Source organism: Bacillus sp. ABR (assembly GCF_056172715.1).
The window spans coordinates 14767-38292 of the sequence record NZ_JAOYSL010000007.1; the positions used below are offsets into that span (position 1 = coordinate 14767).

A 23526-nucleotide genomic window follows, 5' to 3' on the forward strand; every position below is an offset into this window, starting at 1 on the left:
GATGGATATCCTCTTAGTCGATGGATACAACATGATAGGTGCATGGCCTCAGCTGCAGCACTTAAAGGAAAACAGCTTTGAAGAAGCCAGAGACGTGCTGATTCAACATTTAGCAGAATATCAAGCATACACAGGGTATCGAGTCATTGTCGTATTCGATGCCCATATGGTCAAAGGAATTGAAAAGAAGCGAACCAATCACCGAGTAGATGTCATCTTTACGAGAGAGAATGAAACGGCGGATGAGCGGATTGAAAAGCTGGCGCAGGATTTGAATAATATTCGGACGCAAATTCATGTGGCAACCTCAGATTTTACGGAACAATGGGCTATTTTTGGACAAGGAGCTCTTCGGAAGTCGGCTCGTGAGCTTTTAAGAGAGATTGAAGTGATAGAACGAAAGATTGAAACGAGAGTCAAAAAGATTACTTCTGATAAACCAGCATCTAAGATTGAATTGTCAGAAGATGTATTGAAAACGTTTGAAAAATGGCGGCGCGGGAATCTGGAATAGCTTGACGATATTTCAACCATTAATGTATAATATTTCTATCTAGGTGCGGTCGGGGGGATCGAAGTGAATCTAAACAACAGCAAGGGTAAGTCCATCAGAGAGCAATTTTGCCAGTTGGAAGATGAACAAGTCATTGAAAGGGTTCATGTCGGAGATAGTGATGCGCTAGATTATTTAATAACGAAATACCGCAATTTTGTACGTGCGAAAGCAAGATCTTATTTCTTGATAGGAGCGGATCGAGAGGACATTGTCCAAGAGGGAATGATCGGACTTTATAAGTCTATCCGCGATTTCAGAGAGGACAAGCTTACTTCATTTAAGGCTTTTGCAGAGTTATGTATTACCCGCCAAATTATCACCGCAATTAAAACAGCTACTCGCCAAAAACATATCCCGTTAAATTCCTATGTATCATTAGACAAGCCGATCTACGATGAAGAATCGGACAGAACATTATTAGATGTCATTTCCGGTGCTAAAGCGCTTAACCCAGAAGACTTAATCATTAGCAAAGAAGAATTTGATGATATCGAAATGAAGATGGGTGAACTGCTTAGCGAGCTGGAAAGAAAGGTACTTGTGCTTTATCTTGATGGCAGATCCTATCAAGAGATTTCTGAAGATTTAAACCGTCATGTGAAATCAATTGATAACGCACTCCAAAGAGTAAAGAGAAAATTAGAGAAATATTTAGAGCTTCGCGAGATTAGTCTCTAATCAAACCTATATTGACAGCTTTTTCGACACTGTGATAAGGTACTAATGAAATGATGTCGAGAAAATAGGTGTAAATATGAGGAAAAAGATTACTCTAGCCTGTAAAGACTGCGGAAGCCGCAATTATACGACAATGAAAAGTGTTGCTTCAGCAGCTGAAAGATTAGAAGTTAAGAAATATTGCAAGACTTGTAATTCACATAAAACACATTTAGAAACGAAGTAAGATTTGCGTTCTTTATTCTGTGGAGGTCTTTTACATGCGTATTATCAGTTTCTTAAAAAGTGTCGGAAAAGAAATGAAAAAGGTCAGCTGGCCAAAGAAGAACGAAATGGTCCGCTACACAATCACTGTTATTTTAACAGTCGTATTCTTTGCAATCTTTTTCTCTTTTCTTGATATAGGAATCTCACAATTAATCGAATTAATTCATTAATACTTGAATAATGGTCTGCTGAACGTGCTATAATAGATCATAATATGACTTGCCAAAAAACCCGTTTTACGGGTTTTTTCAATTGCTTGAAAATATTTACCGGTACTCGAGATTCGTCAAATAGACATTATGAAATGTGGGGAGGGAAGGACTAAATAGTCCTGAACGAAAATGGAAAAGAATTGGTATGTTGTGCATACGTACTCTGGCTATGAAAATAAAGTAAAAGCGAACTTGGAAAAGCGTGTTGAATCAATGGGCATGCAGGATAAAATCTTCCGCGTCGTCGTACCAGAAGAAGAAGAAACGGATATTAAAAATGGTAAGAAAAAAGTCGTCAAAAAGAAAGTATTCCCTGGCTATGTCCTAGTGGAAATCGTGATGACTGACGATTCTTGGTATGTTGTTCGTAATACACCGGGTGTCACTGGATTCGTTGGATCAGCAGGATCAGGCTCAAAGCCAACTGCGCTGCTCCCAGGCGAAGCTGAAACCATTCTGAAGAGAATGGGTCTTGAAGAACGCAAAACAGAAATCGACTTTGAGCTCAAAGAAACAGTTAAGGTTATCGATGGACCGTTTGCTAACTTCACTGGCTCTATTGAAGAAATTGATTACGATAAAAGCAAAGTCAAAGTATTCGTTAATATGTTTGGTAGAGAAACACCTGTTGAACTTGAGTTCACGCAGATCGATAAATTGTAATTCAAAAGAGCTTGAAATGAGTGTATAGAAGTGGTAATATAGCAAAGGTACGTCTTGAGTTCACTCAAGATCGCTAGCTAGTTATTTCGTCATTCATATAAAGAATGAAGTTGTTGAGTGGGAGGGGGATTCCCCTATTACCACATCACGGACTTTAAGGAGGTGTGTCTCGTGGCTAAAAAAGTAGTTAAAGTTGTTAAATTGCAAATTCCTGCTGGAAAAGCTAACCCAGCTCCACCAGTTGGACCTGCACTAGGTCAAGCCGGTGTTAATATCATGGGATTCTGTAAGGAGTTTAACGCTCGTACAGCTGACCAAGCTGGTCTTATCATTCCTGTTGAAATTTCGGTTTTTGAAGACCGTTCATTTACATTTATTACTAAAACTCCACCTGCTGCAGTTTTACTTAAAAAAGCAGCTGGTATTGAGTCTGGTTCTGGTGAACCTAACCGTAATAAAGTGGCAACTGTTAAGCGTGATAAAGTACGCGAAATCGCGGAAACAAAAATGCCTGACTTAAACGCTGCTAGCGTTGAATCAGCTATGCGCATGGTTGAAGGTACTGCACGCAGTATGGGTATTGTCATCGAAGATTAATTTTTTGTCTTGTTGGGTTGCGAGTTTGGTTTTGACAAGTTCGCAACCCTTATTCGTGGGAGGTTATTCCGCTAAAACCACATAAGGAGGATTTTTATAATGGCTAAAAAAGGTAAAAAGTATGTAGAAGCTGCTAAGCTGATCGAACGTACTAAAGCGTATGATGTAGCTGAAGCTGTTTCTCTTACAAAAAAAGCAAATACAGCGAAATTTGATGCGACTGTAGAAGTTGCTTTTCGTTTGGGCGTAGACCCTCGTAAAAACGATCAACAAATCCGCGGTGCAGTTGTACTTCCTAACGGAACTGGTAAAACTCAACGCGTTCTTGTGTTCGCTAAAGGCGAAAAAGCAAAAGAAGCAGAAGCTGCTGGAGCAGACTACGTTGGAGATTCTGATTACATCACTAAAATCCAACAAGGTTGGTTCGAATTCGATGTAATCGTTGCGACACCTGACATGATGGGTGAAGTTGGTAAGATCGGTCGTGTACTTGGACCAAAAGGTCTTATGCCAAACCCTAAAACAGGAACTGTAACGTTCGAAGTTGAAAAAGCAATCAATGAAATCAAAGCTGGTAAAGTAGAATACCGCGTTGATAAAGCTGGTAACATCCACGCGCCAATCGGAAAGGTTTCTTTCGAGGACGAAAAGCTTGTTGAGAACTTTGCAACAATCTATGACACAATCCTTAAGGCAAAACCTGCAGCGGCTAAAGGTGTATACGTGAAAAACGTTTCTGTTACATCTACTATGGGCCCTGGCGTGAAAGTGGATCCATCTTCTTTCTCTGCAAAATAATTCTTGACTTATGACAAACATTTTGATAATATCAAAATGTTGTAAAATAGAATAATGTCCATTTATACCGTAGACAGCAGGGGCCTTATGGCTTAATTAACCCGCCGAGGTGTATATGTCACAGTCTTACGTTAACGTATGCTTGTATATACAGCCTCCATGTCTTAATGGAGGCTTTTTATATGGAGAACCGTTCGTTAGGAACGTGATGGCCTGATCGGTATAAGTGTTACACAAAGAATGTACAGGAGGTGTAACCATGAGCAATGCAATCGATACTAAAAAAGTTGTCGTTGATGAAATTACTTCTAAATTTAAAGATAGTATGTCTACTGTCATTGTAGATTACCGCGGTCTTTCAGTTTCTGAAGTGACTGAACTTCGTAAACAGCTTCGTGAAGCTGGCGTAGAATTCAAAGTTTACAAAAACACTTTGACTCGCCGTGCAGTTGAACAAGTTGAACTAACGGGTTTAAACGATTTCTTAACAGGTCCAAACGCTATCGCATTCAGTAACGAAGATGTTATCGCACCTGCGAAAATCATCAACGAATTTGCGAAAAGCCACGAAGCTTTAGAAATCAAAGCTGGTGTCATCGAAGGAAACGTAGCGACTGTAGAAGAAGTGAAGGCTCTTGCGGAACTTCCGTCTCGCGAAGGCTTACTTTCTATGTTGCTTAGCGTTCTTCAAGCTCCAGTTCGTAATCTTGCTCTTGCTACTAAAGCAGTTGCAGATCAAAAAGAAGAACAAGGCGCTTAATGCGTACTTTACGTTTACGTAAAAAAACTTAAAATGGAGGAATTACAAATGGCTTTAAATATCGAAGAAATCATTGCTTCAGTTAAAGAAGCAACTGTACTTGAGTTAAACGACTTAGTAAAAGCAATCGAAGAAGAATTTGGCGTAACTGCTGCTGCTCCTGTAGCTGTAGCTGCTGGTGGCGGTGCTGCTGCTGAAGAAAAAACTGATTTTGATCTAGTACTTGCTGGTGCTGGAGACCAAAAAATCAAAGTTATCAAAGTGGTTCGTGAAATCACTGGTCTTGGCTTGAAAGAAGCTAAAGAACTTGTTGACAACACTCCAAAACCACTTAAAGAAGGTATTGCTAAAGAAGAAGCTGAAGAACTTAAAGCTAAGCTTGAAGAAGTTGGCGCTTCTGTAGAAGTTAAGTAATCTTCGCCTAATCTTTTGGGAAAGCTCGCTTTTACTGGCGGGCTTTTTCTTTTCTAATCTCCTGAAACGATTGAATCCAGAGGAGGTCCATTCACCATGAGTGACCACTATTATACGGAAAAGCCATCAGTGAAAAGCAATAAACAGACATGGGACTTCACCTTGAGAAACCGTACCTTTACTTTTACAAGTGACAGTGGAGTGTTTTCTAAGAAAGAAGTCGACTTTGGTTCAAGGCTTTTAATTGAAGCTTTCGAAGAACCTGACTTGGATGGCGATGTCTTAGATGTCGGTTGCGGTTATGGACCGATCGGCTTATCGTTAGCAAACGAAATGACTAGCCGTACCATTCATATGATTGATGTGAACGAAAGAGCAGTCGAACTTTCAAAGGAAAACGCTAAACATAATCGCATTGATAATGTTCGCATCTATCAAAGTGATTTGTTCTCGAATGTTCATTCCTCAGCTGCTTTTGCCTCTATACTGACCAATCCCCCAATACGGGCAGGGAAGAAAGTTGTACATGCGATCTTTGAAAAAAGTGCTGATCATTTATTGCCGGAAGGTGAGTTGTGGGTGGTTATTCAGAAAAAGCAAGGTGGACCATCTGCGATTGAAAAATTAGAGCAGCTCTTTGGAGAAGTCGAGGTTGTATTGAAAAAAAAGGGCTACTATATAATCAAAGCTAAAAAAGTTTGACGCAGTTTCCTAGCTGTGTTAACATTATAAAATGCCAATGTGTATATTTTGCTTGATAGGCTTAAAAAACAACTATTTTGTATAAATTATGCATACTTGGGAAAACTAATAAAATCGGTATTTGTTTTTGGATGTGGTTTTCTTATTTTAGAAACCCTTTTTTCTTTTGTCTTGTAAAAGTATTTCTTTACTGACATTTGAAAGACAGAAATACTTTTTACACATATAATACGCATGATTTGAGGGGTGAATCAGTTGACAGGTCAACTAGTTCAGTATGGACGACACCGCCAGCGCAGAAGCTACGCACGCATAAGCGAAGTGTTAGAATTACCAAATCTCATTGAAATTCAAACCTCTTCTTATCAGTGGTTTCTTGATGAGGGTCTTAGAGAGATGTTTCAAGATATATCCCCAATTGAGGATTTTACTGGTAACCTTTCTCTTGAATTCATTGATTACAGCCTAGGGGATCCTAAGTATCCTGTAGCAGAATCAAAAGAACGTGATGTAACTTACTCTGCTCCACTAAGAGTAAAAGTTCGTTTAATTAACAAAGAAACTGGAGAAGTAAAAGACCAAGATGTGTTCATGGGTGATTTCCCAATCATGACAGACACAGGTACTTTTATCATTAATGGTGCGGAACGTGTAATCGTTTCTCAGTTAGTGCGTTCTCCAAGTGTATATTTCAGTGGTAAAGTAGACAAAAACGGTAAAAAAGGTTTTACTGCGACTGTCATTCCAAACCGTGGCGCATGGTTAGAATACGAAACTGATGCGAAGGATGTAGTCTATGTACGCATCGATCGCACACGTAAGTTGCCGGTTACGGTTCTTTTGCGTGCTCTCGGCTTCAGCTCTGATCAAGAGATTCTTGACCTCATTGGCGAGAATGAATACTTACGCAACACGCTGGAAAAAGACAATACAGAGAATGCCGATAAAGCACTTCTCGAAATCTACGAGCGCCTCCGTCCTGGAGAGCCGCCAACAGTTGAAAATGCGAAAAGCTTGCTAGACTCTCGCTTCTTCGATCCGAAGAGATATGACCTAGCAAATGTTGGACGCTACAAGATTAATAAGAAGCTTCATATTAAAAATAGACTGTTCAATCAAAAATTGGCTGAAACGTTAGTTGACCCTGAAACAGGTGAAATTCTAGCAGAAAAAGGTCAAATTTTAGACAGAAGAGTTCTTGATAAAGTTCTTCCATACTTAGAAAACGGCATCGGATTTAGAAAGCTATATCCTAATGGTGGCGTAGTAGAAGATGAAGTAGAACTTCAATCTATTAAGATTTATGCACCGTCTGATCAAGAAGGCGAGCAAGTGATCAACGTGATTGGAAATGCATATGTAGAGGAAGCTGTGAAAAACATCACGCCTTCTGACATCATTGCATCAATCAGTTACTTCTTCAACCTTCTTCATGGTGTAGGTGACACAGATGATATCGACCACCTTGGTAACCGTCGTCTGCGTTCTGTAGGTGAACTTCTGCAAAACCAATTCCGTATTGGTTTAAGCAGAATGGAGCGTGTTGTTCGTGAAAGAATGTCAATTCAAGACACAAACACAATCACACCTCAGCAGCTGATCAACATTCGTCCTGTGATCGCTTCTATCAAAGAGTTCTTTGGTAGTTCTCAGCTATCTCAGTTCATGGATCAAACAAACCCGCTTGCTGAATTGACGCACAAACGTCGTCTGTCAGCGCTTGGACCGGGTGGTTTGACACGTGAGCGTGCAGGAATGGAAGTTCGTGACGTTCACTACTCTCACTATGGTCGTATGTGTCCGATTGAAACACCAGAGGGGCCAAACATTGGTTTGATCAACTCTCTATCTTCATTCGCAAAAGTGAATCGCTTCGGATTTATCGAAACACCTTACCGCCGGGTTGATCCTGAAACTGGTAAAGTGACACCGAGAATCGATTACTTAACTGCTGATGAAGAGGATAACTACGTAGTAGCACAAGCGAACGCTATATTAGGTGAAGATGGTTCGTTTATTGATGATAATATCATTGCTCGTTTCAGAGGGGAAAACACCGTTGTTCCTCGAAACCGCGTTGACTACATGGACGTTTCGCCAAAGCAGGTTGTTTCTGCAGCGACAGCATGTATCCCATTCTTAGAAAACGATGACTCTAACCGTGCTCTAATGGGAGCGAACATGCAGCGTCAGGCTGTGCCTTTGATGCAGCCAGAATCACCGATTGTTGGTACAGGTATGGAGTACGTATCAGGTAAAGACTCTGGTGCTGCTGTCATCTGCCGCTACCCAGGTGTTGTAGAACGCGTAGAAGCAAAAAATATTTGGGTTCGCCGTTATGAAGACGTTGACGGACAACAAGTCAAAGGAAACCTAGACAAATACAGCTTGCTGAAATTTGTCCGCTCTAACCAAGGGACTTGCTACAACCAGCGTCCTATCGTAAGTGTTGGAGATGAAGTCGTTAAAGGAGAAATCCTTGCAGACGGACCTTCTATGGAAAAAGGTGAATTGGCTCTAGGACGTAACGTCATGGTCGGCTTCATGACTTGGGACGGTTACAACTACGAGGATGCGATCATCATGAGTGAGCGCCTTGTAAAAGATGACGTCTACACGTCTATTCATATTGAAGAATATGAATCAGAAGCTCGTGATACAAAGCTTGGACCAGAAGAAATCACTCGTGATATTCCAAACGTTGGGGAAGATGCTTTACGCAACCTTGACGAGCGCGGAATCATCCGTATTGGTGCAGAAGTAAAAGACGGGGATCTTCTTGTAGGGAAAGTAACGCCTAAAGGTGTAACAGAACTAACAGCTGAAGAACGTCTATTACATGCAATCTTCGGTGAAAAGGCTCGTGAAGTGCGTGATACGTCTCTACGTGTTCCACACGGCGGCGGCGGAATTATCCACGATGTAAAAGTCTTTAACCGTGAAGATGGAGATGAATTACCTCCAGGTGTAAACCAGTTAGTCCGCGTGTACATCGTTCAGAAGCGTAAGATTTCTGAAGGTGACAAAATGGCCGGACGACATGGTAACAAAGGGGTTATCTCTAAAATCCTTCCAGAAGAAGATATGCCGTATCTTCCAGACGGAACACCGATCGATATCATGTTGAACCCTCTAGGGGTACCATCTCGTATGAACATCGGTCAGGTACTTGAGCTTCATATGGGTATGGCTGCACGTTACCTTGGCATCCACATTGCGTCACCAGTATTTGATGGTGCGCGCGAGGAAGATGTTTGGGAAACGCTTGAAGAAGCAGGTATGTCTCGTGATGCGAAAACAGTCCTTTATGACGGTCGAACTGGTGAACCATTCGACAACCGTGTATCTGTCGGAATCATGTACATGATCAAACTGGCTCACATGGTTGACGATAAACTTCACGCTCGTTCAACTGGACCATACTCACTTGTTACGCAGCAGCCACTTGGCGGTAAAGCACAGTTTGGTGGTCAGCGTTTCGGAGAGATGGAAGTATGGGCACTTGAAGCTTACGGTGCAGCATATACACTTCAAGAGATCTTAACAGTTAAATCGGATGACGTTGTGGGTCGTGTGAAAACATACGAAGCCATCGTCAAAGGGGATAACGTACCTGAACCAGGTGTCCCTGAATCATTCAAAGTGTTAATCAAAGAACTTCAAAGTTTAGGTATGGATGTGAAAATCCTATCTGGCGATGAAGAAGAGATAGAAATGAGAGATTTAGAAGACGATGAGGAAACGAAGAAAGCAGACGGATTAGCGTTATCTAATGACGAAGATGCTGCAGACCTCGCACCTGTCGATCTTGAACGTGACGCAGTCACAAAAGAATAGCAGAAACGATTAGAGCAAGTGACTAGGGTATAACCCGAAGATTAAAAGGGAGGTAGGCCCCTTGCTAGATGTGAACAATTTTGAGTATATGAACATCGGTCTCGCATCACCTGATAAAATCCGTTCTTGGTCTTTTGGTGAAGTGAAAAAGCCTGAAACGATTAACTATCGTACACTGAAACCTGAAAAAGATGGTCTCTTTTGTGAACGTATCTTCGGACCACAAAAAGACTGGGAATGTCATTGTGGGAAGTATAAACGCGTTCGGTATAAGGGTGTTGTATGTGACCGTTGTGGTGTAGAAGTAACACGGGCAAAAGTCCGTCGTGAGAGAATGGGGCATATCGAACTGGCTGCCCCAGTTTCCCACATTTGGTATTTCAAAGGTATCCCAAGCCGTATGGGTCTTGTTCTTGATATGTCACCACGTGCGTTAGAAGAAGTGATCTACTTCGCTTCTTACGTCGTGACAGATCCGGGCAACACACCGCTTGAGAAGAAACAACTTCTTTCTGAGAAAGAATTCCGTGCGTATTTAGATAAATACGGTAATACATTCCAAGCAGCTATGGGTGCAGAAGCAATCAACAAACTTCTTCAAGATATCGATCTTGTAAAAGAAGTAGATACACTGAAAGAAGAGCTGAAAACTGCTCAAGGACAGCGTCGTACACGTGCGATCAAACGCCTTGAAGTGTTAGAAGCCTTCCGTAACTCAGGAAACAAACCATCTTGGATGATTCTTGATGTACTTCCGGTGATTCCGCCAGAATTACGTCCAATGGTTCAGCTTGATGGTGGACGTTTTGCTACTTCTGACTTGAACGACCTTTATCGTCGTGTCATCAACCGTAACAATCGTCTGAAGCGTTTATTAGATCTTGGCGCGCCAAGCATCATCGTTCAGAACGAGAAGCGTATGCTTCAAGAAGCTGTCGATGCCTTGATTGATAATGGACGTAGAGGCCGACCAGTAACAGGACCAGGAAATAGACCATTGAAATCTCTTTCTCACATGCTGAAAGGGAAACAAGGACGTTTCCGTCAAAACTTGCTTGGTAAACGTGTTGACTATTCTGGACGTTCCGTTATCGTCGTAGGACCACATTTGAAAATGTATCAGTGTGGACTTCCGAAAGAAATGGCTCTTGAATTATTCAAACCATTCGTGATGAAGGAGCTTGTTGAAAAAGGATTAGCTCACAACATCAAGAGTGCGAAGCGTAAAATTGAGCGCGTGCAACCAGAAGTATGGGATGTTTTAGAATCAGTTATTCGTGAGCATCCAGTCTTACTAAACCGCGCACCGACTCTTCACAGACTTGGTATTCAAGCGTTTGAACCTACACTTGTGGAAGGACGCGCAATTCGTCTGCATCCACTTGTATGTACAGCCTACAACGCTGACTTTGACGGTGACCAAATGGCGGTTCACGTACCATTATCTGCTGAAGCTCAAGCTGAAGCTCGTATCTTAATGCTTGCTGCTCAAAACATTTTGAACCCGAAAGATGGAAAACCAGTTGTTACGCCATCTCAGGATATGGTGCTTGGTAACTACTACCTTACACTTGAGCGCAAAGGTGCTATCGGAGAAGGTATGGTCTTCAAAGATACTGACGAAGCCCTTCTTGCTTATCAAAATGGTTATGTGCATCTTCATACACGTGTAGCTGTTGCAGCTAGCTCGTTGAAGAATGTGACATTCACTGATGAACAGCGTTCTAAATTGTTGATTACAACAGTTGGAAAACTGATCTTTAACGAAATCTTACCGGAATCATTCCCATACATGAATGAGCCGACAAAGAGCAATATTGAAGAAAAAACGCCTGATCGTTTCTTCCTTGAAAAAGGTGAGGATGTAAAAGCTGCGATCGAGAAACAAGAAATCAATGCACCGTTCAAAAAAGGTATTTTAGGTAAAATCATTGCAGAAATCTTTAAGAGATTCCATATCACTGAGACATCTAAAATGCTTGACCGCATGAAAAATCTTGGTTTCAGATACTCTACTAAAGCCGGTATTACGGTTGGTGTGTCTGATATCGTCGTATTAGATGATAAGCAGCAAATTCTTGAAGAAGCACAAGCAAAAGTAGATAACGTCATGAAGCAATTCAGACGTGGTTTGATTACTGAAGAAGAGCGTTATGAGAGAGTGATTTCAATCTGGAGTTCTTCTAAAGATGTCATCCAAGGTAAACTGATGAAGTCCCTTGATGAAGTCAACCCAATCTACATGATGAGTGACTCTGGGGCGCGTGGTAACGCATCTAACTTCACTCAGCTGGCTGGTATGCGTGGTCTGATGGCCAACCCGGCTGGACGTATCATTGAACTTCCGATTAAATCTAGTTTCCGTGAAGGTTTAACGGTATTGGAATACTTTATTTCCACTCACGGTGCGCGTAAAGGTCTTGCCGATACAGCCCTTAAAACAGCTGACTCAGGTTACCTCACGCGTCGTCTCGTTGACGTTGCACAGGATGTCATCATCCGTGAAACAGATTGCGGTACAGACCGTGGAATCTTGGCGAAGTCTATTAAAGAAGGAAATGAAATTATTGAGAAACTTGAAGAACGTCTAATCGGACGTTTTGCAAGAAAACCAATTGTTCATCCTGAAACAGGCGAAGTCATTGTAGCCGAAAACGAACTAATTGATGAAGATAAAGCACTTGAAGTAGTTGAAGCAGGAATTGAGGAAGTATGGATCCGTTCTGCATTTACATGTAACACGCCTCATGGTGTATGTAAACGATGCTACGGCCGTAACCTTGCAACTGGTACTGACGTTGAAGTCGGTGAAGCAGTTGGAATCATCGCTGCACAATCAATCGGTGAGCCAGGAACTCAGCTTACAATGCGTACGTTCCACACCGGTGGGGTAGCAGGAGACGATATCACTCAAGGTCTACCTCGTATCCAAGAGCTGTTTGAAGCGCGTAATCCGAAAGGGCAAGCGACAATTTCTGAAATTGATGGTGTCGTTGCTGAAATTAACGATGTTCGTGACAAGCAGCAGGAAATTGTGGTTCAAGGCGAAGTTGAAACTCGCTCTTACACAGCTCCTTACAATGCACGTCTAAAAGTTGTTGAAGGTGACAAAGTCACTCGTGGTCAAGTGCTTACAGAAGGTTCAATCGATCCGAAAGAACTTCTTAAAGTGACTGACATGACAGCTGTTCAAGAATATCTGCTTCATGAAGTACAAAAAGTATACCGTATGCAAGGGGTAGAAATCGGAGATAAGCACGTAGAGGTAATGGTTCGCCAAATGCTTCGCAAAGTGCGTGTCGCTGATGCAGGGGATACAGACGTATTACCAGGCACACTTCTTGATGTACATCAATTCACTGAAGCAAACAAAAAAGTACTATTCGAAGGCAAACGTCCTGCAACAGGCCGTCCAGTTCTTCTTGGTATTACAAAAGCTTCGCTTGAAACAGACTCATTCTTGTCTGCGGCATCCTTCCAAGAAACGACTCGTGTCCTAACAGATGCGGCGATTAAAGGAAAACGCGATGAACTGCTTGGCTTGAAAGAGAATGTTATCATTGGTAAACTTGTTCCTGCTGGAACGGGAATGCCAAACTACCGTAAAGTTAAGCCGGTTTCGCAAGTGCAGCCGTCTGACGACATGGTTCCTGTAGAGTAATCTTTCTCGTGAGATTCCTATAAAATCATCAAAAAATGGTGAAGGATGTCAAGATAATCTGTCATACCATATTGACATCCTTCTGCCATGATGATAATATAACCAAGGTGCTCAAAATAAAACCTGTTACTTTGGAGGATATTCGATGTCTTATGATAAAGTATCACAGGCTCAATCCATTATTATTGGTACGAAGCAAACAGTAAAAGCTCTGAAACGAGATTCAGTAAAGGAAGTCGTCGTAGCGAAAGATGCTGATCCTGCTTTAACTGCTAGTGTATTGAAACTAGCGCAAGAGAAGGGTGTAGACATTTTAGTGGTAGATTCCATGAAAAAGCTCGGCAAGGCCTGCGGAATTGAAGTTGGGGCAGCAGCTGTTGCCATTATGTTATAGCGTACTTGTTTTGTTTTTGCATGCTTAAAATGCAAAAGCATTGTTTTTTGCCTTTTGATGAACCACCTGGGTATGTGGGTTATAAAAAAAGTAATGAAGGGAGGAATAACAACATGCCTACAATTAATCAGCTAATACGCAAAGGACGCGTGAGTAAAGTTGAAAACTCAAAGTCTCCTGCACTTAACAAAGGATACAACAGTTTCAAAAAAGAGCACACTAACGTAACATCTCCACAGAAGCGCGGGGTTTGTACTCGTGTCGGTACAATGACACCGAAAAAACCAAACTCAGCACTACGTAAATATGCTCGTGTACGTTTGTCTAACCTGATTGAGGTAACAGCTTACATTCCTGGTATCGGACATAACCTACAAGAGCACAGTGTAGTACTTATCCGTGGCGGACGTGTAAAAGACTTACCGGGTGTACGTTACCACATCGTTCGTGGTGCGCTTGATACTGCCGGAGTTGACGGTCGTATGCAAGGACGTTCTAAATACGGAACAAAACGCCCTAAACAAAGCAAATAATATAAACAAACATAAGGGTTTTTAGAAGTTGATAACAGATCAGTGGAGTCAGGAAGCTGACAATGATATTGAGATGAGAGACAGATAGAAATCCTTTTAAAAGAGAAGGGAGGCTATTCAGATGCCACGTAAAGGTCCTGTAGCAAAAAGAGACGTATTGCCAGATCCAATTTACAATTCTAAACTTGTATCTCGTTTGATCAACAAAATGATGATCGACGGTAAAAGAGGAAAGTCACAAACTATTCTCTACAAGTCATTTGATATCATCAAAGAACGTACTGGTAATGAAGCGATGGAGGTTTTCGAACAAGCCTTGAAAAACATCATGCCAGTTCTTGAAGTTAAAGCACGTCGTGTAGGTGGAGCTAACTACCAAGTTCCTGTAGAAGTTCGCCCAGACCGTCGTACTACTTTAGGTCTTCGCTGGTTAGTAAACTACGCTCGTCTTCGTGGAGAAAAAACGATGGAAGAGCGTCTTGCTAACGAAATCCTTGACGCAGCTAACAACACTGGTGCTGCTGTTAAGAAACGTGAAGACACACACAAAATGGCAGAAGCGAACAAAGCATTCGCTCACTACCGCTGGTAGGATTTATACCAAACTAAAAAAACTATTCCCTAATGAGGAAGGAGAAATTACCCAATGGCAAGAGAGTTCTCCTTAGACAAAACTCGTAATATTGGTATCATGGCTCACATCGATGCCGGTAAAACGACAACGACTGAGCGTATCTTGTACTACACTGGTCGTATCCATAAAATTGGTGAAACTCACGAAGGAGCTTCACAAATGGACTGGATGGAGCAGGAGCAAGAACGTGGTATTACAATCACTTCTGCTGCTACTACAGCACAATGGAAAGGTTACCGTGTAAACATCATCGATACACCAGGACACGTAGACTTCACTGTTGAAGTTGAACGTTCTTTACGTGTACTTGATGGTGCGGTTGCTGTCCTTGATGCACAATCAGGTGTAGAGCCACAAACTGAAACAGTTTGGCGCCAAGCAACAACTTACGGAGTACCTCGTATCGTATTCGTTAACAAAATGGATAAAACCGGTGCGGACTTCCTATACTCTGTAAGCACATTAAGAGATCGTCTTCAAGCGAACGCTCATGCAATTCAATTGCCGATCGGCGCTGAAGATCAATTCGAAGGAATCATCGACCTTGTAGAAAACGTAGCATACTTCTACGAAGATGACCTTGGAACTCGCTCTGATGCACAAGAAATCCCTGCTGAGTATAAAGACAAAGCTGAAGAGCTTCGCAGCAGCCTAATTGAAGCTGTCGCTGAGCTTGATGAAGAGCTTATGGAAAAATACCTTGAGGGTGAAGAAATCACAATTCCTGAATTGAAAGCTGCAATCCGTAAAGGAACATTGAATGTTGAATTCTACCCAGTTCTTGTTGGATCTGCTTTCAAAAACAAAGGTGTTCAGCTTGTACTTGACGCTGTGCTTGATTACCTTCCTGCACCAACTGATGTTGCTGCAATCAAAGGTATCCTGCCAGATTCAAATGAAGAGGTTGTTCGTGAGTCTACTGATGACGCACCATTCGCAGCTCTTGCATTTAAAGTTATGACTGACCCTTATGTTGGGAAACTAACTTTCTTCCGCGTATACTCTGGAACACTTGATTCTGGTTCATACGTGAAGAACTCTTCTAAGAACAAGCGTGAACGTGTTGGACGTATCCTTCAAATGCACGCAAACAGCCGTGAAGAAATCTCTACTGTATACGCAGGGGATATCGCAGCAGCTGTAGGTCTTAAAGATACATCTACTGGTGACACTCTTTGTGACGAGAAAGATCTTGTTATCCTTGAGTCTATGGAATTCCCAGAGCCAGTTATCGATGTAGCTATCGAGCCTAAATCAAAGGCTGACCAAGATAAAATGGGTATCGCTTTAGCTAAACTAGCTGAAGAGGATCCAACATTCCGTACACAAACAAACCCTGAAACTGGTCAAACGATCATCTCTGGTATGGGTGAGCTTCACCTTGATATCATTGTTGACCGTATGAAGCGTGAGTTCAAGGTTGAAGCTAACGTAGGTGCTCCTCAAGTTGCGTACCGTGAAACATTCCGTTCTGGTGCAAAAGTTGAAGGTAAATTCGTACGTCAGTCTGGTGGACGCGGTCAGTTCGGACACGTTTGGATCGAATTCGAACCAAACGAAGAAGGCGCAGGCTTTGAATTTGAAAATGCAATCGTCGGTGGGGTTGTTCCACGTGAATACATCCCAGCAATTCAAGCAGGTCTTGAAGACTCACTTGAAAATGGTGTATTAGCTGGATTCCCATTAATCGACATCAAAGCAAAATTATTTGATGGATCTTACCACGATGTTGACTCGAACGAAATGGCGTTCAAAATTGCTGCATCTATGGCATTGAAAAATGCTGTCAGCAAATGTAACCCAGTTCTACTTGAGCCAATGATGAAAGTGGAAGTTGTTATCCCTGAAGAATACATGGGAGACATCATGGGTGATATCACATCTCGTCGTGGACGTGTAGAAGGTATGGAAGCTCGCGGTAACGCTCAAGTTGTTCGCGCTATGGTTCCACTTTCTGAAATGTTCGGATATGCAACTGCACTCCGGTCTAACACACAAGGACGCGGTACTTTCACTATGCACATGGATCACTACGAAGAAGTGCCTAAGAGCATCAGTGAAGAAATCATCAAAAAAAATAAAGGTGAATAATTGATTTTGCCTTTAAACTAAAGTATAACTACTATTGAAGATCAGAAAGTGAGAGGTAACTCTTCACTTTCTATCACTCTATACCAAATACAATGAACCTTTAAGGAGGATTTTTAGAATGGCTAAAGAAAAATTCGACCGTTCCAAATCGCATGCTAACATTGGTACAATTGGACACGTTGACCATGGTAAAACAACTCTAACTGCTGCTATCTCAACAGTTCTTCATAAGAAATCTGGTAAAGGTACAGCTATGGCTTATGACCAAATCGATGGTGCTCCAGAAGAGCGCGAGCGTGGAATCACAATCTCAACTGCACACGTTGAGTATGAAACTGAAACTCGTCACTATGCACACGTAGACTGCCCAGGACACGCTGACTATGTTAAAAACATGATCACTGGTGCTGCTCAAATGGACGGCGCGATCTTAGTAGTATCTGCTGCTGACGGTCCAATGCCACAAACACGTGAGCACATCCTACTTTCTCGTAACGTAGGTGTACCTTACATCGTAGTATTCCTTAACAAATGTGACATGGTTGACGATGAAGAGTTACTTGAACTTGTTGAAATGGAAGTTCGTGACCTTCTTTCTGACTATGACTTCCCTGGTGACGATGTACCAGTTATCAAAGGTTCTGCTCTTAAAGCTCTTGAAGGAGATGCTGATTACGAAGCAAAAATCTTTGAACTTATGGATGCGGTTGATGAGTACATCCCAACTCCAGAGCGTGACACTGAGAAGCCATTCATGATGCCAGTTGAGGACGTATTCTCAATCACTGGTCGTGGAACAGTTGCTACTGGTCGTGTTGAGCGTGGACAAGTTAAAGTCGGTGACGAAGTTGAAATCATCGGTCTTCAAGAAGAAAACGGTAAAACAACTGTTACAGGTGTTGAAATGTTCCGTAAACTTCTTGACTATGCTGAAGCTGGTGACAACATCGGTGCACTACTTCGTGGTGTATCTCGTGAAGATATCCAACGTGGTCAAGTACTTGCTAAACCAGGTACAATCACTCCACACAGCCGTTTCAAAGCTGAAGTTTATGTACTTTCTAAAGAAGAGGGTGGACGTCATACTCCATTCTTCGCTAACTACCGTCCGCAGTTCTACTTCCGTACAACTGACGTAACTGGTATCGTACATCTTCCAGAAGGTACTGAAATGGTAATGCCTGGCGATAACACTGAGATGGAAGTTGAACTTATCTCTACTATCGCTATCGAAGAAGGAACTCGTTTCTCTATCCGTGAGGGTGGACGTACTGTAGGTTCTGGCGTCGTTTCAACTATCATTAAGTAATTAAACATACAAAAGAGACTCCTTGCAAAAGGGTCTCTTTTTTTGCTTTTCCAGATGAGAACGGCTACTATAAGCTATAGAATCTAAATGGAACCGAGAGGATCGCTGGAATGGCAAAGACATATTTAAAAAAATGGTTGATCGGCGGGATTGACCAATGGATTATGATGAAAGAAGATGAGATGAGTGAAAAAAAGCCCGTACTCTTATTTTTACACGGCGGGCCCGGCTCAGCTCAAATCAGTTATATTGATTCCTTTCACGAGGAACTTGATCAGGACTTTACAGTTGTCCATTGGGATCAGCGAGGCGCAGGACTTTCCTATCAAGAGAATCTTCCTGATGAATCGATGACCATTCAGCAATTTATAGAAGACACGATTGAACTGACTGAGAAGCTCCTATCACATCTAGGTCACTCAAAATTGTATATCGCAGGATACTCGTGGGGATCGTTAATTGCCATACAAGCAGTACATAAGCGTCCAGATCTTTATCATGCTTATTACGGGATTAGTCAGGTAGTAGATGTGTTTAAGGAAGATATCGTTTCGTATGAGCTTCTTATGAAGAAATACCATCGCAATCGGCTGTTTACTAGCTGTCTGCGATTACTGACGCCGCCTCCTTGGAAACGGACATCAGCTCATGCCTTGTTCTCTCTATATAAAGAGTTTGCAAGCGTAGGTCTCACACATAGATGGAAGCCGGTTTTTCAAATGCTAAAAGGGTTTCTTTTTAGTAAGCAATATCGGCTGAAAGATAAATGGAAGTTCGTGAAAGGGCAGAAATTTAGTCAAGACAAGCTATGGGATCAGTTAATGAATGAGAGTATTCAATACCGAGTTTCTACTATATTAATACCGTGCTACTTTCTCATTGGCGATCACGACATGATTACCCCAGCTGCTGTATCAAAACCATATGTTGATCAATTAAAAGCACCCATCAAAGAATGGTTTACCTTTAAAGACTCTGCCCATTCCCCGCACATCGAGGAGCCAGATGAATTTATACGTATCATCAGAAAGACTGCTATACATCATCTTCAGGGAAAGCTTGATTTATAGGCTGAATCCCTGTATAATATGAAAAGTGTGCAAATCATAAATTTATCCGATTTATTATTGCAACACGCAGGCCAATTTGGTACAATAGTGCATGTTGGTCTTTGACTGCGATGAAGTGAGAGGTTGCTGACACACCCGGCCGCTTTGCCATGGCGAGGTGATCAGGTTTTTCTCACGGAGAACTGTCTAACGTAAGTAGGCGAAAAGGAGGGAAAATAATGGCAAAACAAAAAATTCGTATTCGTTTAAAAGCATATGATCATAGAATTCTTGATCAATCTGCTGAGAAGATTGTTGAAACGGCTAAGCGTTCTGGTGCTAGTGTATCTGGTCCAATCCCGCTTCCAACTGAAAAATCAGTTTACACAATCCTTCGTGCGGTGCATAAGTACAAAGATTCTCGTGAGCAATTTGAGATGCGTACTCACAAACGTCTAATCGACATCGTGAATCCAACTCCACAAACAGTTGATGCACTTATGCGTTTAGATTTACCATCTGGTGTAGATATCGAAATCAAACTTTAATTCAAATAGAAAACACATATTATAGGAGGTGTGACTAATGACCAAAGGAATCTTAGGTAGAAAAATTGGTATGACGCAAGTATTCGCAGAAAACGGTGATCTTATCCCTGTAACTGTTGTTGAGGCTGCTGCTAACGTTGTTCTTCAAAAGAAGACTGTTGACACGGATGGCTATGAAGCAATCCAAATCGGTTTTGATGACAAACGTGAAAAGCTTTCTAACAAACCAGAGAAAGGCCACGTTGCTAAAGCGGAAACTGCTCCTAAGCGCTTCGTAAAAGAATTACGCGGTGCGGAGTTAGATGCGTATGAAGTTGGTCAGGAAGTCAAAGTTGATATTTTCGCAAATGGAGATATCGTAGATGTAACAGGAACATCAAAAGGTAAAGGATTCCAAGGGGCTATCAAACGCCACGGACAATCACGCGGACCAATGACTCACGGTTCACGTTACCACCGTCGTCCTGGTTCAATGGGACCTGTTGATCCAAACCGTGTATTCAAAGGTAAACTTCTTCCAGGTCGTATGGGCGGAGAGCAAATCACTGTCCAAAACCTTGAGATCGTTAAAGTTGATGCAGAACGCAATCTTCTATTGATCAAAGGAAACGTACCAGGAGCTAAAAAATCTCTAGTAACTGTAAAGAGTGCAGTTAAATCTAAATAACTCTCTTAGGAAAGGAGGAAACAAGTCATGCCAAAAGTAGCATTATTTAACCAAAACGGTTCTACTAACGGTGAAATCGAATTAAACGCTTCTGTGTTTGGAATTGAGCCAAACGAAAGCGTAGTATTCGATGCTATTCTTATGCAAAGAGCTTCCTTACGTCAAGGAACTCACAAAGTAAAAACTCGTTCTGAAGTACGTGGCGGAGGTCGTAAGCCTTGGAGACAGAAGGGTACAGGTCGTGCTCGTCAAGGTTCTATCCGTTCACCACAATGGCGCGGAGGCGGTATCGTATTCGGTCCAACACCACGCAGCTATTCTTATAAATTACCTAAAAAAGTTCGCCGCTTGGCTATCAAGTCAGTATTGTCTTCTAAAGTAATCGACAACAACATCATCGTTCTTGAAGATCTGACTCTTGATGCAGTGAAAACGAAAGAATTCGCAGGCATCCTTAAAGGATTATCTGTTGAGAAGAAAGCGTTGATCGTCACTGCGGATGCAAACGAAACAGTTGCTTTATCTGCTCGTAACATCCCTGGAGTAACAGTTGTTGAAGCTAACGGTATCAACGTTCTTGACGTTGTCAACCACGACAAACTTCTGATCACTAAAGCAGCGGTTGAAAAAGTAGAGGAGGGACTTGCATAATGAAAGATCCTCGTGATGTTCTAAAGCGCCCTATCATTACTGAACGTTCTGCTGATCTAATGACAGAGAAGAAGTACACGTTCGAAGTTGATGTCAGAGCTAACAAAACAGAAGTGAAAGACGCTGTTGAAGAAATCTTTGGAGTGAAAGTTGAGAAAGTCAACGTTCAAAACTACAAAGGAAAATCAAAACGCGTTGGACGCTACACTGGTATGACTAGCCGTCGCAGAAAAGCGATCGTGAAATTAACTGCTGACAGCAAAGAAATCGAAATTTTTGAAGCGTAAATCTTAAAAAGAAGGAGGGAAATTCAAAATGGCGATTAAAAAGTATAAACCAACCAGTAATGGTCGTCGTGGCATGACTACTTCAGATTTTGCTGAAATCACGACTGACAAACCAGAAAAATCGTTGCTTGCACCGCTACACAAAAAAGGCGGACGTAACAACCAAGGTAGATTGACTGTTCGTCATCAAGGTGGCGGTCACAAACGTCAATACCGTATCATCGACTTTAAGCGTGATAAAGACGGTATACCTGGACGCGTTGCTACAATCGAGTATGATCCAAACCGTTCAGCGAACATCGCTCTTGTAAACTATGCAGATGGTGAGAAACGTTACATTCTTGCTCCGAAAGGAATCCAAGTTGGTACTGAAGTTACTTCTGGACCAGAAGCTGACATCAAACCAGGTAATGCTCTTCCACTTATCAACATCCCAGTTGGTACAGTTGTGCATAACATTGAATTAAAACCAGGTAAAGGTGGACAATTAGTTCGTTCTGCTGGTACTTCTGCTCAAGTTCTAGGTAAAGAAGGTAAATACGTTCTTGTACGTTTGAACTCAGGAGAAGTTCGCATGATTCTTTCTGCTTGCCGTGCGACTATCGGTCAAGTTGGAAACGAGCAACACGAATTAATTAACATCGGTAAAGCTGGACGTTCTCGCTGGAAAGGCGTACGCCCAACAGTTCGTGGTTCTGTAATGAACCCTAACGATCACCCACACGGTGGTGGTGAAGGACGCGCTCCAATCGGACGTAAATCACCAATGTCTCCATGGGGTAAACCGACTCTTGGATTCAAGACTCGTAAGAAAACCAACAAGTCTGATAAATTCATTGTACGTCGTCGTAAAAACAAGTAACGGGGTTGTCTACGGTTCATTTAGGACCGTAGTTCAATCACGAAGGGAGGTTCCACAATGGCTCGCAGCTTAAAAAAAGGACCATTTGTTGATGATCATTTGATGGCTAAAGTCGAGAAATTGAATGAAACTGACAAAAAGCAAGTCGTAAAAACTTGGTCTCGTCGTTCTACAATTTTCCCACAATTCATCGGTCACACAATCGCTGTCTATGACGGACGCAAACATGTACCTGTTTTCATTTCTGAAGATATGGTAGGTCACAAATTGGGCGAATTCGCACCAAGCCGTACTTACAAAGGTCATGCTAGTGACGATAAAAAAACAAGACGCTAATGAGAGGAGGCTTTTAAATGCAAGCTAAAGCTGTCGCAAGAACAGTCCGTATTGCTCCTCGTAAAGCACGTCTAGTAATGGACCTGATCCGAGGTAAGCAAGTAGGAGAAGCAGTTTCTATCTTAAACCTTACACCTAAGGCTGCTTCACCAATTATTGAAAAAGTATTAAAATCTGCTATCGCAAACGCTGAGCACAACTACGAGTTGGACGCTAACAGCCTAGTGATTACTCAAGCATTCGTTGACGAAGGTCCAACACTTAAGAGATTCCGTCCACGTGCTATGGGTCGTGCGAGCGCAATTAACAAACGTACTAGCCACATTACAATCGTTGTATCAGAAAAGAAGGAGGGATAATCCGTGGGTCAAAAGGTAAATCCAGTAGGTCTTCGTATTGGCGTCATTCGTGATTGGGAATCTAAATGGTTCGCAGGAAAAGATTACGCTGACTTCTTACATGAAGACTTGAAAATCCGTGAATTCATCAGCAAGCGTTTGTCTGACGCGTCTGTTTCTAAAGTAGAAATCGAACGTGCTGCAAACCGCGTAAATATCACAATCCACACGGCTAAACCAGGTATGGTAATTGGTAAAGGCGGATCTGAAGTTGAAGCACTTCGTAAAGCTCTTAACAGCCTAACTGGCAAACGTGTACACATCAACATTCTTGAAATCAAGAGAGCAGATCTTGATGCTCAGCTAGTTGCTGAAAACATCGCTCGTCAACTTGAAAACCGTATTTCATTCCGTCGTGCACAAAAACAAACAATCCAACGCACAATGCGTGCTGGAGCACAAGGAATCAAAACAATGGTTTCTGGTCGTCTTGGCGGTGCAGATATTGCTCGTTCTGAATATTACAGTGAAGGTACTGTTCCATTGCACACACTTCGTGCTGACATCGACTATGCTACTGCTGAAGCTGATACTACTTATGGTAAGCTTGGCGTAAAAGTATGGATCTATCGTGGAGAAGTCCTTCCAACTAAGAAGAATACTGCGGAAGGAGGAAAATAAT

Annotated in this window: 26 protein-coding genes and 1 other annotated feature; all 26 genes read left to right on the plus strand. The window is 42.0% G+C overall.

The genetic code is table 11. The annotated features are described in order from the left end of the window. Position 1 precedes the first annotated feature (1 nt). The 26 genes from rae1 (at position 2) to rpsC (ending at position 23525) form a co-directional block, all read left to right on the plus strand. Positions 2 to 514, plus strand: a complete 513-nt coding sequence (rae1, locus tag OIT90_RS18480) for a ribosome-dependent mRNA decay endonuclease Rae1/YacP (RefSeq protein ID WP_474892828.1) — start codon at positions 2 to 4, stop codon at positions 512 to 514. Between the two features lie 63 nt (positions 515 to 577). After that, a complete protein-coding gene (gene sigH / locus OIT90_RS18485) occupies positions 578 to 1234 on the plus strand; it encodes an RNA polymerase sporulation sigma factor SigH (RefSeq protein WP_008345424.1) in 657 nt (218 codons plus the stop codon). Between the two features lie 76 nt (positions 1235 to 1310). After that, on the plus strand, positions 1311 to 1460 hold the full coding sequence (gene rpmG, locus OIT90_RS18490; protein ID WP_008356502.1) for a 50S ribosomal protein L33: 150 nt from the start codon (positions 1311 to 1313) through the stop codon (positions 1458 to 1460). Positions 1461 to 1494: 34 nt separating this feature from the next. Beyond that, positions 1495 to 1671: a preprotein translocase subunit SecE gene (gene secE / locus OIT90_RS18495; protein WP_008345422.1), complete on the plus strand. Its 177-nt coding sequence runs from the start codon at positions 1495 to 1497 to the stop codon at positions 1669 to 1671. Positions 1672 to 1842: 171 nt separating this feature from the next. Continuing rightward, on the plus strand, positions 1843 to 2376 hold the full coding sequence (gene nusG, locus OIT90_RS18500; protein ID WP_003217197.1) for a transcription termination/antitermination protein NusG: 534 nt from the start codon (positions 1843 to 1845) through the stop codon (positions 2374 to 2376). 171 nt (positions 2377 to 2547) lie between these two features. Next, positions 2548 to 2973 carry a 50S ribosomal protein L11 gene (rplK, locus tag OIT90_RS18505; protein ID WP_003216956.1) on the plus strand — a complete coding sequence of 142 codons (426 nt, stop codon included), beginning with the start codon at positions 2548 to 2550 and terminating at the stop codon, positions 2971 to 2973. A gap of 99 nt (positions 2974 to 3072) precedes the next feature. Next, on the plus strand, positions 3073 to 3771 hold the full coding sequence (gene rplA / locus OIT90_RS18510) for a 50S ribosomal protein L1 (protein WP_007496292.1): 699 nt from the start codon (positions 3073 to 3075) through the stop codon (positions 3769 to 3771). Positions 3772 to 3820: 49 nt separating this feature from the next. After that, positions 3821 to 3961: a sequence feature (ribosomal protein L10 leader region), on the plus strand. Between the two features lie 69 nt (positions 3962 to 4030). Continuing rightward, positions 4031 to 4531 carry a 50S ribosomal protein L10 gene (rplJ, locus tag OIT90_RS18515; protein ID WP_024425590.1) on the plus strand — a complete coding sequence of 167 codons (501 nt, stop codon included), beginning with the start codon at positions 4031 to 4033 and terminating at the stop codon, positions 4529 to 4531. Positions 4532 to 4579: 48 nt separating this feature from the next. Beyond that, positions 4580 to 4945, plus strand: coding sequence for a 50S ribosomal protein L7/L12 (gene rplL, locus OIT90_RS18520; protein ID WP_008345418.1), 366 nt, complete (start codon positions 4580 to 4582; stop codon positions 4943 to 4945). Between the two features lie 96 nt (positions 4946 to 5041). After that, the gene (locus tag OIT90_RS18525) at positions 5042 to 5647 is read left to right on the plus strand and encodes a class I SAM-dependent methyltransferase (RefSeq protein ID WP_024425591.1); all 606 of its coding nucleotides are present in this window, start codon (positions 5042 to 5044) and stop codon (positions 5645 to 5647) included. A gap of 255 nt (positions 5648 to 5902) precedes the next feature. Further along, the gene (rpoB, locus tag OIT90_RS18530) at positions 5903 to 9484 is read left to right on the plus strand and encodes a DNA-directed RNA polymerase subunit beta (protein WP_003217223.1); all 3582 of its coding nucleotides are present in this window, start codon (positions 5903 to 5905) and stop codon (positions 9482 to 9484) included. Between the two features lie 61 nt (positions 9485 to 9545). After that, a complete protein-coding gene (gene rpoC, locus OIT90_RS18535; protein ID WP_039175975.1) occupies positions 9546 to 13145 on the plus strand; it encodes a DNA-directed RNA polymerase subunit beta' in 3600 nt (1199 codons plus the stop codon). 145 nt (positions 13146 to 13290) lie between these two features. Continuing rightward, entirely contained in the window at positions 13291 to 13539 is a 249-nt protein-coding gene (locus OIT90_RS18540) for a 50S ribosomal protein L7ae-like protein (RefSeq protein WP_024425593.1), read from the plus strand. Positions 13540 to 13652: 113 nt separating this feature from the next. Then, complete coding sequence (rpsL, locus tag OIT90_RS18545; RefSeq protein WP_003216962.1) at positions 13653 to 14072, plus strand: 30S ribosomal protein S12; 420 nt, start codon at positions 13653 to 13655, stop codon at positions 14070 to 14072. A 121-nt stretch (positions 14073 to 14193) separates the two neighbouring features. After that, positions 14194 to 14664 carry a 30S ribosomal protein S7 gene (gene rpsG, locus OIT90_RS18550; protein ID WP_003216884.1) on the plus strand — a complete coding sequence of 157 codons (471 nt, stop codon included), beginning with the start codon at positions 14194 to 14196 and terminating at the stop codon, positions 14662 to 14664. Positions 14665 to 14718: 54 nt separating this feature from the next. Continuing rightward, a complete protein-coding gene (fusA, locus tag OIT90_RS18555; RefSeq protein ID WP_048240166.1) occupies positions 14719 to 16797 on the plus strand; it encodes an elongation factor G in 2079 nt (692 codons plus the stop codon). Between the two features lie 118 nt (positions 16798 to 16915). Continuing rightward, positions 16916 to 18106, plus strand: a complete 1191-nt coding sequence (gene tuf, locus OIT90_RS18560) for an elongation factor Tu (protein ID WP_034283892.1) — start codon at positions 16916 to 16918, stop codon at positions 18104 to 18106. Positions 18107 to 18216: 110 nt separating this feature from the next. Then, the gene (locus OIT90_RS18565) at positions 18217 to 19176 is read left to right on the plus strand and encodes an alpha/beta fold hydrolase (RefSeq protein WP_126682102.1); all 960 of its coding nucleotides are present in this window, start codon (positions 18217 to 18219) and stop codon (positions 19174 to 19176) included. A gap of 218 nt (positions 19177 to 19394) precedes the next feature. Continuing rightward, the gene (gene rpsJ / locus OIT90_RS18570) at positions 19395 to 19703 is read left to right on the plus strand and encodes a 30S ribosomal protein S10 (protein WP_003156464.1); all 309 of its coding nucleotides are present in this window, start codon (positions 19395 to 19397) and stop codon (positions 19701 to 19703) included. 37 nt (positions 19704 to 19740) lie between these two features. After that, positions 19741 to 20370, plus strand: coding sequence for a 50S ribosomal protein L3 (rplC, locus tag OIT90_RS18575; RefSeq protein ID WP_024425597.1), 630 nt, complete (start codon positions 19741 to 19743; stop codon positions 20368 to 20370). 27 nt (positions 20371 to 20397) lie between these two features. After that, positions 20398 to 21021 (plus strand): 50S ribosomal protein L4, encoded by a 624-nt coding sequence (rplD, locus tag OIT90_RS18580; RefSeq protein WP_007496312.1) that lies wholly within the window; start codon positions 20398 to 20400, stop codon positions 21019 to 21021. Then, positions 21021 to 21308, plus strand: coding sequence for a 50S ribosomal protein L23 (rplW, locus tag OIT90_RS18585; RefSeq protein WP_003217016.1), 288 nt, complete (start codon positions 21021 to 21023; stop codon positions 21306 to 21308). The genes rplD and rplW overlap by 1 nt, the downstream gene beginning before the upstream one ends. A gap of 28 nt (positions 21309 to 21336) precedes the next feature. Continuing rightward, positions 21337 to 22170, plus strand: a complete 834-nt coding sequence (rplB, locus tag OIT90_RS18590; protein ID WP_024425599.1) for a 50S ribosomal protein L2 — start codon at positions 21337 to 21339, stop codon at positions 22168 to 22170. A gap of 57 nt (positions 22171 to 22227) precedes the next feature. Further along, positions 22228 to 22506 (plus strand): 30S ribosomal protein S19, encoded by a 279-nt coding sequence (gene rpsS / locus OIT90_RS18595; protein WP_003216920.1) that lies wholly within the window; start codon positions 22228 to 22230, stop codon positions 22504 to 22506. Positions 22507 to 22523: 17 nt separating this feature from the next. Continuing rightward, positions 22524 to 22865 carry a 50S ribosomal protein L22 gene (rplV, locus tag OIT90_RS18600; protein ID WP_007496316.1) on the plus strand — a complete coding sequence of 114 codons (342 nt, stop codon included), beginning with the start codon at positions 22524 to 22526 and terminating at the stop codon, positions 22863 to 22865. 3 nt (positions 22866 to 22868) lie between these two features. Next, on the plus strand, positions 22869 to 23525 hold the full coding sequence (gene rpsC / locus OIT90_RS18605) for a 30S ribosomal protein S3 (RefSeq protein WP_003217241.1): 657 nt from the start codon (positions 22869 to 22871) through the stop codon (positions 23523 to 23525). The last annotated feature ends 1 nt before the right edge of the window (position 23526 follow it).

Coding starts and splice junctions, on each gene's coding strand:
- rplW (WP_003217016.1), top strand. CDS start 21,021: ATGAAAGATCCTCGTGATGTTCTAAAGCGCCCTATCATTACTGAACGT.
- rae1 (WP_474892828.1), top strand. CDS start 2: ATGGATATCCTCTTAGTCGATGGATACAACATGATAGGTGCATGGCCT.
- fusA (WP_048240166.1), top strand. CDS start 14,719: ATGGCAAGAGAGTTCTCCTTAGACAAAACTCGTAATATTGGTATCATG.
- secE (WP_008345422.1), top strand. CDS start 1,495: ATGCGTATTATCAGTTTCTTAAAAAGTGTCGGAAAAGAAATGAAAAAG.
- rplL (WP_008345418.1), top strand. CDS start 4,580: ATGGCTTTAAATATCGAAGAAATCATTGCTTCAGTTAAAGAAGCAACT.
- rpsJ (WP_003156464.1), top strand. CDS start 19,395: ATGGCAAAACAAAAAATTCGTATTCGTTTAAAAGCATATGATCATAGA.
- rplD (WP_007496312.1), top strand. CDS start 20,398: ATGCCAAAAGTAGCATTATTTAACCAAAACGGTTCTACTAACGGTGAA.
- OIT90_RS18540 (WP_024425593.1), top strand. CDS start 13,291: ATGTCTTATGATAAAGTATCACAGGCTCAATCCATTATTATTGGTACG.
- rpsG (WP_003216884.1), top strand. CDS start 14,194: ATGCCACGTAAAGGTCCTGTAGCAAAAAGAGACGTATTGCCAGATCCA.
- tuf (WP_034283892.1), top strand. CDS start 16,916: ATGGCTAAAGAAAAATTCGACCGTTCCAAATCGCATGCTAACATTGGT.
- OIT90_RS18565 (WP_126682102.1), top strand. CDS start 18,217: ATGGCAAAGACATATTTAAAAAAATGGTTGATCGGCGGGATTGACCAA.
- rpsS (WP_003216920.1), top strand. CDS start 22,228: ATGGCTCGCAGCTTAAAAAAAGGACCATTTGTTGATGATCATTTGATG.
- rplC (WP_024425597.1), top strand. CDS start 19,741: ATGACCAAAGGAATCTTAGGTAGAAAAATTGGTATGACGCAAGTATTC.
- rplB (WP_024425599.1), top strand. CDS start 21,337: ATGGCGATTAAAAAGTATAAACCAACCAGTAATGGTCGTCGTGGCATG.
- rplA (WP_007496292.1), top strand. CDS start 3,073: ATGGCTAAAAAAGGTAAAAAGTATGTAGAAGCTGCTAAGCTGATCGAA.
- OIT90_RS18525 (WP_024425591.1), top strand. CDS start 5,042: ATGAGTGACCACTATTATACGGAAAAGCCATCAGTGAAAAGCAATAAA.
- rpmG (WP_008356502.1), top strand. CDS start 1,311: ATGAGGAAAAAGATTACTCTAGCCTGTAAAGACTGCGGAAGCCGCAAT.
- rpsL (WP_003216962.1), top strand. CDS start 13,653: ATGCCTACAATTAATCAGCTAATACGCAAAGGACGCGTGAGTAAAGTT.
- rplJ (WP_024425590.1), top strand. CDS start 4,031: ATGAGCAATGCAATCGATACTAAAAAAGTTGTCGTTGATGAAATTACT.
- nusG (WP_003217197.1), top strand. CDS start 1,843: ATGGAAAAGAATTGGTATGTTGTGCATACGTACTCTGGCTATGAAAAT.
- rplV (WP_007496316.1), top strand. CDS start 22,524: ATGCAAGCTAAAGCTGTCGCAAGAACAGTCCGTATTGCTCCTCGTAAA.